The 11,549-nt window shown below is 55.5% G+C and carries 15 protein-coding genes; 5 read left to right on the top strand and 10 right to left on the bottom strand.

The genetic code is table 11. The annotated features are described in order from the left end of the window. Nucleotides 1-170 precede the first annotated feature (170 nt). Nucleotides 171-398 (top strand): Nif11-like leader peptide family natural product precursor, encoded by a 228-nt coding sequence (locus tag KBY85_RS14415; protein WP_254962160.1) that lies wholly within the window; start codon nucleotides 171-173, stop codon nucleotides 396-398. A gap of 128 nt (nucleotides 399-526) precedes the next feature. Here the strand turns inward: KBY85_RS14415 and KBY85_RS14410 are convergent, their stop codons facing one another. Beyond that, nucleotides 527-694 (bottom strand): hypothetical protein, encoded by a 168-nt coding sequence (locus tag KBY85_RS14410; RefSeq protein WP_254962159.1) that lies wholly within the window; start codon nucleotides 692-694, stop codon nucleotides 527-529. A 78-nt stretch (nucleotides 695-772) separates the two neighbouring features. Then, complete coding sequence (locus KBY85_RS14405) at nucleotides 773-1,090, bottom strand: hypothetical protein (RefSeq protein ID WP_254962157.1); 318 nt, start codon at nucleotides 1,088-1,090, stop codon at nucleotides 773-775. A 222-nt stretch (nucleotides 1,091-1,312) separates the two neighbouring features. Here KBY85_RS14405 and glsA point away from each other — a divergent pair, with 222 nt between their 5' ends. Then, nucleotides 1,313-3,016 carry a glutaminase A gene (glsA, locus tag KBY85_RS14400; RefSeq protein WP_254962155.1) on the top strand — a complete coding sequence of 568 codons (1,704 nt, stop codon included), beginning with the start codon at nucleotides 1,313-1,315 and terminating at the stop codon, nucleotides 3,014-3,016. Between the two features lie 105 nt (nucleotides 3,017-3,121). Then, on the top strand, nucleotides 3,122-3,916 hold the full coding sequence (locus tag KBY85_RS14395; RefSeq protein ID WP_254962153.1) for a hypothetical protein: 795 nt from the start codon (nucleotides 3,122-3,124) through the stop codon (nucleotides 3,914-3,916). Between the two features lie 441 nt (nucleotides 3,917-4,357). Here the strand turns inward: KBY85_RS14395 and KBY85_RS14390 are convergent, their stop codons facing one another. Then, a complete protein-coding gene (locus KBY85_RS14390; protein ID WP_254962152.1) occupies nucleotides 4,358-4,603 on the bottom strand; it encodes a hypothetical protein in 246 nt (81 codons plus the stop codon). 175 nt (nucleotides 4,604-4,778) lie between these two features. Here KBY85_RS14390 and KBY85_RS14385 point away from each other — a divergent pair, with 175 nt between their 5' ends. Beyond that, nucleotides 4,779-5,591, top strand: coding sequence for a hypothetical protein (locus KBY85_RS14385; RefSeq protein WP_254962151.1), 813 nt, complete (start codon nucleotides 4,779-4,781; stop codon nucleotides 5,589-5,591). A 14-nt stretch (nucleotides 5,592-5,605) separates the two neighbouring features. Here KBY85_RS14385 and KBY85_RS14380 read toward each other — a convergent pair whose 3' ends face one another. The 5 genes from KBY85_RS14380 to KBY85_RS14360 form a co-directional block, all read right to left on the bottom strand. Continuing rightward, nucleotides 5,606-6,019 (bottom strand): hypothetical protein, encoded by a 414-nt coding sequence (locus tag KBY85_RS14380; RefSeq protein ID WP_254962150.1) that lies wholly within the window; start codon nucleotides 6,017-6,019, stop codon nucleotides 5,606-5,608. Nucleotides 6,020-6,277: 258 nt separating this feature from the next. Beyond that, nucleotides 6,278-6,745 (bottom strand): hypothetical protein, encoded by a 468-nt coding sequence (locus KBY85_RS14375; protein ID WP_254962149.1) that lies wholly within the window; start codon nucleotides 6,743-6,745, stop codon nucleotides 6,278-6,280. 756 nt (nucleotides 6,746-7,501) lie between these two features. After that, the gene (locus tag KBY85_RS14370; RefSeq protein ID WP_254962148.1) at nucleotides 7,502-7,894 is read right to left on the bottom strand and encodes a hypothetical protein; all 393 of its coding nucleotides are present in this window, start codon (nucleotides 7,892-7,894) and stop codon (nucleotides 7,502-7,504) included. Nucleotides 7,895-7,904: 10 nt separating this feature from the next. Then, nucleotides 7,905-8,225 (bottom strand): hypothetical protein, encoded by a 321-nt coding sequence (locus KBY85_RS14365; protein ID WP_254962147.1) that lies wholly within the window; start codon nucleotides 8,223-8,225, stop codon nucleotides 7,905-7,907. Then, the gene (locus tag KBY85_RS14360; protein WP_254962146.1) at nucleotides 8,225-9,046 is read right to left on the bottom strand and encodes a hypothetical protein; all 822 of its coding nucleotides are present in this window, start codon (nucleotides 9,044-9,046) and stop codon (nucleotides 8,225-8,227) included. Before KBY85_RS14360 ends, KBY85_RS14365 begins: the two co-directional genes overlap by 1 nt. 238 nt (nucleotides 9,047-9,284) lie before the next feature. Here KBY85_RS14360 and KBY85_RS14355 point away from each other — a divergent pair, with 238 nt between their 5' ends. Then, nucleotides 9,285-9,431: a hypothetical protein gene (locus KBY85_RS14355; protein ID WP_254962145.1), complete on the top strand. Its 147-nt coding sequence runs from the start codon at nucleotides 9,285-9,287 to the stop codon at nucleotides 9,429-9,431. A 326-nt stretch (nucleotides 9,432-9,757) separates the two neighbouring features. Here the strand turns inward: KBY85_RS14355 and KBY85_RS14350 are convergent, their stop codons facing one another. Continuing rightward, entirely contained in the window at nucleotides 9,758-9,976 is a 219-nt protein-coding gene (locus tag KBY85_RS14350; RefSeq protein ID WP_254931390.1) for a hypothetical protein, read from the bottom strand. A gap of 472 nt (nucleotides 9,977-10,448) precedes the next feature. Continuing rightward, complete coding sequence (locus KBY85_RS14345; RefSeq protein WP_254962144.1) at nucleotides 10,449-10,772, bottom strand: hypothetical protein; 324 nt, start codon at nucleotides 10,770-10,772, stop codon at nucleotides 10,449-10,451. Nucleotides 10,773-11,549: the final 777 nt, after the last annotated feature.

Raw genomic sequence — 11,549 nt, 5'->3', positions numbered from 1 at the left:
CAAGCTGGACAAGACCAGCGATCAGCTCCAAGATCAACCAACAGCTGCAATTGCTGCAGCTGCCTGATCACTGATCTCCGATCAGATCACAGGCCTCGGGATTTACACCACTCCAAGGGACGCAACCGCACCAGTTCACGCGAGCTTGAGCTCATCACTGTTTTGAGTAGATGAGCTGGTCTGATCTGGAGCGGTTGGTGGCTGATGCAGAAAGCAGCCCGGCACTACAGCAGGTCCTGCGCCAGTGCCATAGCCGCCAGGAGCTCCTACGCACCGCCCGCCAGCTGGGCTACCGGCTCACCAGAGCTGACTTGCAAAACGCCTGGTTGGAGCATCACAACGCTCCTGCAGTGAACGGAGCCGATGGTGCTGATCGATGGGCGGCTGGCGGTAGCTGAGCTGCCTGGCAGTCCCCTTGCTGAGCGCAGCTGCCGGTGCGACGAGTAGGGGAGAGCTGGTGCTGCAAGCCCTGGCTCTTTTTGCGCCAATTGATAACCGGCGGCCTCCAAGGCCGCCGGCTGGCCGGCTAGACGGACCAGCGCAGGGGAGGCTCAAGCTCTTGGGGCTCTTCTTCCAGCTGAATTAGCCACCAGGCTGCTGGATAGGCGGGCTCGGGCTGTGGCTCCTGCCATTGACCGGAAAATTGTCCCCTGGCCTGGCTGGTGAGCGGCGGCGGCATTCGGGAATCGGTCACCAAGCTGGAGGGCTGGCTTCAACACAAGGCGGAATAGCTTGTGGGGGTATTGGCCCTAGTGCTGGGCGCCTATCTCCTCTACGAAGGCCTCCATGGCCTCGATCTGATGCCCAGCGTGGTGGCCGCCGGCACATAGATAGCCCTACGGCGGGTTTTGATCCAAAGGCTGAGCCCGGAGCCGGATAACACCAGCACGCACACCCCCAGGATCACCGAATAGAAGGGCTCGAGATCCGGGGGCCCAAACTTTCCAATGCGCAGGGCCATGAGCAAATCTGCCTCGATGTCCCGAGCCTCCAACAGGCTGTAGAGGATGCCGGTGACGGCCGTGAGCAACAGCGGCACCAAGGCAATCGGAACGATGGCCCGGTGGGCGCTGCGGGAGTTTTTGAACACGGAAGAAAACCTCAATGCAACAAGTCTTGCCGAGGCTCAACAAACGGGAGCATGATCATCGGGTCCGCCCAGGTCGATGTTGCACACCACGAAGCTGCGAGCCAATCCAGGGAACCAACCCAGCAAACGGTAGCCCTCGACACAAAGGCTGGGGTGCCCGATGAGGTGGAGTGATCGAAAGATACTTACGGAATGGATCGGCTCAGGAAGCTCTTCGAAGCCGTGGCCAGTGATAATAGCACCACTACCGCCAGCCAGATTGCCGAAAAAATCGCCGAAAGTGGCATTGATAGCGGTGATTTTCGACTGAGCAAAACCTTTGGGAAGCTAAATCAACTCGGCGATGCAGCCATCAGCTTTGAAGCTTTCGTCGACATTGTGAGCGAAGAGCTCTTAATGGTCAATCGAGCGCTCAACAAACAATTAATCATCCCCGACTGGCAAGATTTCTGCGCCGATATCAAATCAATCTTTGATCAAGTCGAAAATAATAAAGGCGGAGAGAATGCGGACTACATCCCCATCCTCAAGATGGCCGATTCAGAAAAATGGGGCCTAGCCATGTGCACCGTGGATGGCCAGCGCATGGCCCTGGGAGATGTGGATATCTACCACTCCATTCAGTCGGTATCAAAGCCCCTCACCTATGCCTATGCCCTGGCAAAAGAAGGGGTTGCCTTCACGCACGAGTTTGTAGGTGTCGAGCCATCCGGTCGGCCATTTAATGCCCTGGATCTCCTGCCAGACAAGCGACCCTTCAACCCCTGCGTGAATGCCGGCGCCATCATGACTGCAGGCTTGGTGGCATCCTCCATGCCGGAAGATGACGCCCAAACCATCACAGGGCTCATCATGGAGCTCTGGTCAGGATTGTGCGGTGCCATTGCACCGGTCCGCTTCAGCGAAGAAACAATGCTGTCGGAGCGGGATACGGCCGACAACAATTACGCCATCGCCTATCAGCTCAAAGCACAGAAAGGCTTACCCCGGGGGGTCGATCTCTACAAGATGATGGATGTTTATCTGTCGTGCTGCAGCATCGAGATGACAGCGAAAATGCTCTCTGTTGCCGCAGCAACACTTGCCAATGGCGGCGTTTGTCCGATAACCGGAGAGCAAATTCTCTCCACCGAAATTGTCAAAAAAACCCTGGCAATCATGCAGGCAGCTGGCATGTATGACAGCGCAGGGGTCTTTACCCTGGAAGTGGGACTACCTGCCAAGTCGGGAGTGGCTGGAGCCGTGATGGTTGTGGTGCCCAATTTAATGGGCTTCGCCACCTTTTCCCCCAGACTCGATTCCTATGGCAATTCAGTGCGCGGGGTGGAATTCTGCCGCGAGCTCGTGGATCGCTATACCTTCCACATCTACGACAACCTCTCTGGCGGCAGGACTGGATGCAAACGGGATCCCAGGGAATCACAGAGCAATCGCAAAAAGAGAGATCTCTCAGATCTCCAATGGGGTGCGCACAATGGAGATCTCTATGCTAATAAGGTAAAAGAATTAAGCGTCGATTGTATGATCTCCATTTGCATAGCCGATGGGGAAATCGAAGATGCTGAGATTCAATCGATCACCGATGCCTACGCCGAGATTATGGGGCAGCCGGCTGACCACAGCTTGATCACAAGACTGGAGTCCCTCGGCCGTGGGCAGGGAGAACAGTCCCAAGCAGCAAATAGCACAGTCTTTGATCAGTTGGTCGGGCAACTGGAAACAGAGCGCCTCTATCTCGATGACATGGGACGGGAAATCATTCTGGAATCAGCGTTTCGCGTCGCCTGCTCAGATGGGGTGATCGAAGAATCGGAACAGCGACAACTGCGGGCCATTGCCAACGCGCTTCTAATTAGCGAAGGTGTGCTGGAACTTGAAATTGCAGGCTTTCAGCGCAAAGTGGCCGCCCTCTCACCCCCTAGCTAAGCCGCTACGACCTGGTACAAGAGGAGCGAAATTCTGCGGCCCGATCCATCGAGGGATACAAGCCAAAGAATTGGCCTTCAATGTACGTTTTCAAAATTTTAAAAAATGAGCTCCTCCCGCACCGATCGGATTAAAACGACACGACGGTTGATCATCGTAGGCAGGGTATCGTTAGCTGCCGGAGGCTTCGTACTGCTTAAGAGTCTCGGCAACAAGCTAGGTCTTGATGTGCTGGAGATGAGCCCCCTCTTCTCGGCCCTCGTAGCAGCCAGCGTCTTCCTTCTAGGCTTTCTACTTAACGGGGTATTGAGTGATTATAAAGAAAGTGAAAAATTACCTGGCGAACTAGCCTCAGCCCTGTTTTTACTCGCTATGGAAGTCAAGGCCGTATCCATCCATACCCCAGGGGCGCAAGTGCAAGACGATCTTGAAGCCATTCGCGATCTCGGATCCAGCACTCTGCGCTGGATCAAAGGAGAAATAATTACGGATCAAGTGATGTCTAGCTATGAGCTCACCTATGCGCATATGGTTAAGGCGAGTACCTGGCTAGCTCACTCTTCCCTTAAGGGTCAATTGATGATTGAAATGGCTGCAATCATGCGCTGCTTGAACCGGATCGAGGTGATCCGCGAGACCGACTTCGCAGCGATGGTATACCTGCTTGCCTATTCAGCAGCAAGCATTCTATGCGCAGGATTAGCACTCATCAAAACAGATACCACATCCTTTTACAACAATAGCTTCTTCCTATTTAGCCTGGCATGGCTACTGATCTTTATTCTCCATCTAATCAGCGACTTAGACAATCCATTTGGCTTTAGCGATATGGCATCGGCAGAAGATGTTGATTTAACTATCCTCGAGTCAACACAGATCAAGCTAGAAAAAATCTGCTAAAGCTACAGCGATCAGCAAGATGACCAAACGATCAGGGTATCGAACTCCAATCACTAGGTTTGATAGGAGCCACTCAATTTCGGCGTAGGCAATAGCTTCCCGAGGAATCCCAATCTGGGGGGCACGAATAGCCAATCTTTGGGATCGCTTCACGGGCTTTAGGGTAGCTCAAACAAAAATTTCCCTGGGTCTCAAAGCCATAGGGGCAATAGGCCCCAACCCTTTCGATAGCGCCTCGGGCATAAACACTAGGAACACAATACTCATCCCAGCTGTTGTAATCACTGGGGCACCCACCCCGTCGTGCCAAAGGTTTAATCGGCTGCTCAGCACGGGCCACGCCCCCTGGCTCAAGACACTGCCACAAAACTCCCGCGGGTAGGGCGAGGGAAAGGGGGAAAATCAAAACGGCAAAAATCCTTTGGCGCACTCCGGAGCAACTCATGACACCATCGTAGCTAAGCTAATTGATATCAGCGCCAAGCGGTTGACAACCTTTACCAGTGCAAGTTTACGGCTAATGGAACTCTTTTTGCCTGTATGCTTGATGGCACGACGGTAATAGGCACCAAGCATGAAATCAAGAACTGCCATCGCAAGGATTTGCCACCAAAGAATGGGCAAGGGAAGAACCCAAACCCTGACCAAGGCATCAATGGCCAGGATATCGACCAACAACTTAAACATCGTGTCAGGCCATGGCCTCGACTTTCCAAAAGTCTGGCACAGGGCTGCTCATCGGCGATCCGGCGGCAAGGACCTGCGTTTTGGAGCGGTGTCAGCACAGCCGTATTAAGATGAAGTCAATCAGTATTGATCAGCCCCTAGTCGAGCTTACCTTCAGCATCCCAGAGGAGAGATTGTGGCCGAAATTCCGAAAATTAATGTTGGCACCTCTTCAGCAACCAGCATCGGCCGAATACAGGCAGTCCAGAGCCCTGGGATCAAGCGCATTGATGGCGCACCTGTCACCAGAACACTCCCGATCACGGTATCGGCAAAGCAATCCGGAAGAGATACGAGTGCAGCAACAGGATTATCGCTGATCAAAACAACCATTGATGTGCCCGGGGTAGAGATCGACTATCCGGTGGTGGATGCTCCTACCCAGGAAGAATTTGATGCAGCCGTCAATAGTAATGGTGGAGAGAAAAAATTAGAAGATTCGGGCGATGCCAGCAAAGCCAAAGCCCTATCCAACAACCTCCCCTTACCCCAGCAACTGGTTCAGAATCAAGCAGCTCCTCGGGAGACCGGGGAAAACACGGCGGCATTAAACAAAAATGGTTCAACGGCTACCTTGCCCAAACCCAATCCCAATGGCCAGCTACCGACGGCAGAGGTAGGCGCTCAGGTGACCTTGCCATTACTTGGAAGCATTCCATTGCCCAGCAAGGAATCCATGGCCTTGGCTTCCACCACAGCGGTAACGGCAACCATGGTGGCAGTGCTTGGCAAGGCAGCGATTGAAGCCGGAATCGAAGGGATAAAACCCTTGCTTCGTATAGCGGCGATTCGCTTTAAGAAGCTCACAAGCAAATCACTCACCGATGAAGAACTTCAACTAGATTTTGCCCATAGCATCGAGGCGAGAAAGAACGTGACAATCAAGGACAAGATTGTAAATCTGGGTAAATTTGTGAAAAACAACTTCTTTGATGTGATGCTGGATTGAGGCAAAACAATTAGCTACATCCTCTTGCGATCACCAGGGGGACCAACAACAACATCGGCGCAAACTCCGGCATACGGGCTATCGGGGCGGAAGTAAATACCAGCCTTTTTTGCTTCACCGCAGCGCAACATTCTTACCAATTCATAATCGAGACGAGCCTTGTCGGCTTCTGCCTGGGCCCGTTGAATTTCAACGGCGGCGCGTTCTTTACAAAGTTTTTGAAGCTTGAAGTCAATAGGCACTGAAAAACCCATTGTCATGCCTGGATTTATGACTTGGGTGCTGAAGTTAGTTGGATCTTCGCTGTAGTTTTGGGTGCCATAGGCAAAAGTTTGAATGTTGAAGGTCGCCGCCTGACAACTTGTGCCACCACCGTAGGTGTTGACGGCATAAGGACCCTGCAAAACTTGAACAGCCTGGTTGGTCACGGCGCCCGTAGCAGATGCAGACGGGCCCGCAATGTTGGTATTAGTTGGCGCTGTTTGGGCGCTTACAGCAAGGGGATATAGCTGATGGGCAATAGCGAATCCAACAACAAGAACGGGTCGAGAATCAAAAAGGCATGAAACTAAATCGCAAAAAGTATCAACAAGCGTCTGAGCTGCCAATATTCGACTTGGGGGCCTGATACGATACGGAGATGTCATTATCGGTGCGAACAATGCTATCGTGCCTCCAAAAGAATCTTACTGAACAAAGACCGACATCGACTTAATAGCGGATTCTTGGGTCGTGGTTCGATCAATTTGGGTTTCACGGAAGATCCCTGGCCCCATGTAGGTTTCCGTGAGCTGGAAGGGCTGGCCCTGATTCATCACCGAGTAACTGGTGCCGTAACAAAGATTACCAGCATTCTGCATGCATGTTGGCGTTGATACTGAGGCTGTGCCATTGCCGGGGACTGCAATAGGAACCGTTGGCACTGGGATACCCGTATCATTAGCCTGAACGTTCATCCCGGAAACGGAATAGGTGTAGCCATTGCTGTATTCCTGGGAACGAATCATCTCAACGACGGTTGTTTTTGTATTTGTTTCCGAAGTGATCGTACCGCTTGTAAAGTTAGGCACTACAGGCACTGCGTAGCCAGCAAGGGGGCTGGCCACGCACAGTGCGAATGATGCTAATATGCGCTTAAGCGCAAGCATAGACATCAGAGGATCACTGGAAAACGGTTAGCTCGATGCTACGCTGAAGGGTAGCAGATGTGCCGGCTCCACCGGCTGTGACTGCTCCCATACCAGTACCAACCCCTGATGTTGGGAGGGTTCCAGCCAAACTGCCGGCAACACCACCCGTTGAGACTGTTACCTGACCGAAACTTGAATTAGGAGCGATAGTTCCCGCAACGTTGGAGTTAACCGCTACAACTTCTGGTGTTGCGCCGGTGGCTGCAGAGGCTGTAGTTTTATTCCCGTTGTTTGCTGTGGTTGTATAAGTGCCAGCAGTGTTCGTATCACCCACGTAGGCCGATTCTGCAAATGAGAAGGCTGTCCCAGCATTAGTGATCGCGGGTGCTGAGCTTGACCTCACTGTTTGTGCTCCTGTTACCATTGTAGCCGCAGCGGCCGTACCCAATCCACCAACTGTGGCTGCAACGTTAGTTCCACTAGCAGAATAGGAACTCCCCGTCCGGGTCTGGGAGTACCCAGCCCCTTGCACGTCAAGCTTGACCGTGTCGGTCACCGAGGTGGTGTAACCACCGGCTAGGGCAGGGGCGATCCCGGCAGCGGAGAGAAGAGCAGCAGCAGCTCCGGTCTTCAATGCACTAGAAATGCTCTTCATTTAAAAAAAATATTTTTATGATTTAACTCAGCACACCCCTGGGCTTGCAGTATCAACGGATACCGTTTGCGGCGATTTGCAGTAAACTACCTGGATGGGTGGCTGGAAGTTAGCGGTGGCCAGCCTCATCTCGGCAGTGTTGGGCAAGCCAATTGCTGGATTTTGAGGGCGACGGGATCGCCTGGGGGTGTCCATTCCAGGGGTTCCAGAACTTTCCAACCAGGTTCCCCCGAGCTCCAAAACTGCCGCACGGCCTGGAGCCGGCCACCGCAATCCACCGTGATCAGGTAACGGAGCCTGGCATGGCTGGAAAAGCGCTGCCTCTCCTCGCGCAGCACCACGGGCAAGCCCCGATCCTTAAGGCTCAGGCGCTTCGCCCAGATGGTGATGCCGCTGGCATCCAATTGCTGCACCATCACCCAAGGCGAGTCCGGCATGGCCAGGGCATCGATGCCGGCGACCCCGCCAGCGCCCCAGGCGGCAAGGAGAACCAAGCCCAGCAGGGCAACGCGGGCCATGGGCTTGCGCTTAGAACTCACTCAAATGATCGCTGGACTCGCCCCCAGAACTGGGGCACAGCGAATCAACCAGGTTGGACCAGCGTTCAAGCACGCTTGGGGGGATGATCTGATTCTCGTAAACCAGGGTGCGATTGCCAAGGGCGATCAATTGCTGCATCGCCTGGGTAGCTGCCAATTGGGCTTCAGCGGTGCCGCGGCCCACAAAGATGGCCTCACAGTAAATATTGGCGCCGGTTTGGGCGGCATCTGCGTTCCATTGGGCCATCGATGCCAGGGGATAGACCAGAGCCAGGCCCCCCGCCGCCACAACCGCGACCCTCCAGCTCATCAGCCCCCACCCCCTGCAGAGTTGGTCCCGCGCAACCGCTTGATGGACAACATCAAGGCATCCAGGCTCACATCCTCGGTGGAATCTTCGTTGCTGAAGCCAAACGGTTGGTCCAAATCACCAATCAGATGCAACAAAAACAGCAAGACAAAACTGATCACGGCCATGAAGAACACCGACTCAATCGCCGACGTGACTTGGGTGAAAATCAGGCCAAGGCAGACCAGGGCAGTAGACAGGTAGGCCATCCAGTAAACCGAAATCACAAACGAAGTGTTCTGAATCACCTCCACCCGGTTGATCAACGACAACAGCACCTCCAGGTGCTGCAACAGCCGGCCTTGAAGCATGGAGGGTGCCGGCAGGACCAAGCTGGAGGAATACACCTGCTTTTGGCAGTCTTCGTACTCCTGCCGCAGCTGGTCGCCAGAAATCCGATCGAGCAACCAATCGAGCACAGCCTGGCCGAGCCGGGCCAAGGCTGCCTGGGAGCGCTCCACACTCTCGCCAGGGAGCTGATGGTGGATCAAAGCCAGTTCCAGGCGCAGGGAGTCGAGACAGCTGGCGATCTTGCCGGGAATTTTTTCACTTTCCTTGTAATCCTCCAGCACCCCGCTCAGCACAAACAGCAGCAGGAACACCGTGGACAGCAACAGGGCCAAAAACAAGGGGGATAGGCCCAGCACATCCCAGCCCAAATCGTGAATCAACCGCTTGGCGGCGCCCAACACGGCAACCCCAAGGCCAATTTTTCCTAAAAACTGCAGGCGGCGCCGGTGCGGAATCCGACTGGCGATCGCCCACTCAATCGGTCGTGGCATAAGTTGGCCATCTTGCTCATCCATGCTCGAATTATCGCCCGACGGGCCTCAACGCAACCTCACCCAAATCTGTTGCAATTGAGAATTGCTTGCAAAAGGTCCCCCAACCTGTGCTTCTTCCCAAGCATCAATGAGGGACTGCATGGTGGTGGAGAGCGGGAACATCGCTGTGATGCAAAGAACGCGCACCTGACACCCCGAGAAGCGGGGAAAACTGGGGAGCAGTTTTGCAGAGCCGATGGGCCCCCTCCAGCCAGCTGAGGTGCTGAATGGGCGGTTCTGCTCAGCGCACCTAGCGGTGCGGCAGCGGGCACGGGCCTTTGCGGAATGCCCGAGCGGGAGCGAGCGGCTGGAGCAGGCAGCCCGCTGCTCTACTTCCAGCTGACAAGCGTGCAGAAGGGGCAATGGAACCCGAGCAGGCGGGAGCGGTGGAATCCCCTGACTCGCTATTGCCCCACCGGTAAGTGCCCGGTTTGCACGGCTTGCACGGTTTATGTGCACGGTTTGCACGGTTTATGCACGGCTTGCACGGCTTGCACGGTTTATTCAGCGGCTGCAAACGCCGCTGAACCCCGACCAGGCGGAAGCGGGTGGAGCAAGAAAGGCCGCTGCTCTGGACTGTTTTCTGCTCTCTTTTGCTCCCCTGCCCGCTAGTCCTGCCACCAAGCCAGCACCCCAATAAAAGGGGGCCGATGGCCCCCCGCTGGGGGCTCAGCAGACTGAAACGGTGACGCCGGGGAGGCCCTGGAATTTGCGGGCAAAGGCAAATGCTTTTTCGGCAGGGATTAGCCGCATCTTCTTGACGGGCTTACCGCGCCTCCCGAAGTGCTCAACGGTGCAGGGCACAGCGCCGCTCTTTTTAATACCGGGCGCATAGCGATGGACGATCAGCAGGCGGATATTGCAGACGGGGCCTTGTGGAGCTGCCATGGAAATTTTGGCGAGGAACCCCCAGGTGACGCCCCACGGCGCAGCTGCAGGCAAGGGTGGCGTAGCCACTTGCGTAGCCCTTTCCGTCTGCGAGCAAGTGAGGGCAACCTGCAAGGGGTGCTCGACCAATTACCAGCAGTGACCAACCCCACGGTGCTGGTTCATTCCGCCTGCCGGTTGCTACGGCCGGGATCAACCAAAGAAAGCGGGGCCGAGTCCTGCCTGTACGCAGTTGGGGCGCGGTGAGAACACCTCAAGGGATGCGGTCCTGCTAGTTGGCAAGAAAAAGCATCTGGTTTCAGGCACCCGTTGTCAGCCACCCGTGAGCGCCCAGCTGGGGGGGAGAGGCCCTTCCCAAAACTGGCGGCGGCAGGGCTCTGGTTCAAACAACCGAATTTCGGTTGTTTCAATTGATCGGCGTCAGCCAGTCCAAAAAAATGGGCCAGCAGATACTGGCCCTTGGATTGCCGGCTCAGATAAGCGCCACCTCCCCAGGGAGCAGAACCCGGCGCTTCTGAGCAGCTGCCAATACCTCTTGGCGATAGAGCTCTTCTCCAGCGGCGCTAAGGGCTGAATCGATGGCATCGATTCGTGCCAGGCACTGAGCGATGGCAGGCAGCACCTCCTCTTCTAGGAGGGTGATTTCCTCTTCTCCATAGGGCTGCTCGCTCCAGGTGCGGCGTAGCGGCAGATCACGCCGCAGCAACTGCTCGATGGAGCGCGAGGCGCGATCAAGCAGCAGGAAGGGATCTTCTTCTGGCCGGCAGAACTTGGACTGGGCGGGATAGGTGGCCATGAAATCGACGCCAGATGCGGCGCAGCGACGGGACTTTCCGAAGCGGAGGCATGACGTAGGAATGCCTCAGACTGAGGAAGCCCGGAGCAAGCCACTGGTGGGCAACGCAAGAGTTTTGGACCTGGGCCTTATTGGGGTGCAGCGGAATCCCTGAGCAGGTGCGAGTGGGTTGAGCAAGGCCGGATGTGCGGCCTGTTCAGCGCAGAGCTGGAATCCCCGAGCGGGAGCGAGTGGGTTGAATGGCGCAAGCCGCATACCGATCTACGCAGCACGGGATGAAGGCTCAGCGTCATTTCTCAGCGCAGAAACCCCTACGCAGCAAACAGCCTGCGGGTAGTGCTGGTACTTCTGGTGTTTTTGGTGCTCACCCCTGCCTGTTTAGCCAGCTGCGCAATAGGTCATGGAGATCCTGTCTTTCAACTAGTTCTTCAGACATTACGAACAGCGCGCCTTCTCGGTGGGTGGCTCGCATGATGTCTTTGGCGTGGCTCCGGTCCAGCGCCTGAACAAATTGAATGCCAGCCCAGCGGCGTCCCATCAAGTGGTGTAACTCGGGGGGATCAGCCCCGGCGTAGCCGGGGCTGACGGCTCGCCTCCCTCACTTTTCAGCTGTGGCAATGGGTGGGCCGGTCTGTGACCCTGTTCGGAGCACTACCACCAAACCGAACACAGACCATGACCCTTACCCATAGTGGCGCCTCCGAGCTGAGCCAGCTCATGGAGGGCACCACCGCTGGCGCCCTGATCCCTGAGATCGTGCGCCGGGGCTTCCAGGAT

The sequence above is a fragment of the Cyanobium sp. BA5m-10 genome, from assembly GCF_024346255.1.
In the GTDB taxonomy this organism is placed as follows: domain Bacteria; phylum Cyanobacteriota; class Cyanobacteriia; order PCC-6307; family Cyanobiaceae; genus Cyanobium_A; species Cyanobium_A usitatum.
The sequence above is the reverse complement of the archived record's forward strand: the minus strand, read 5'-3'. Positions and strand labels throughout refer to the sequence as shown.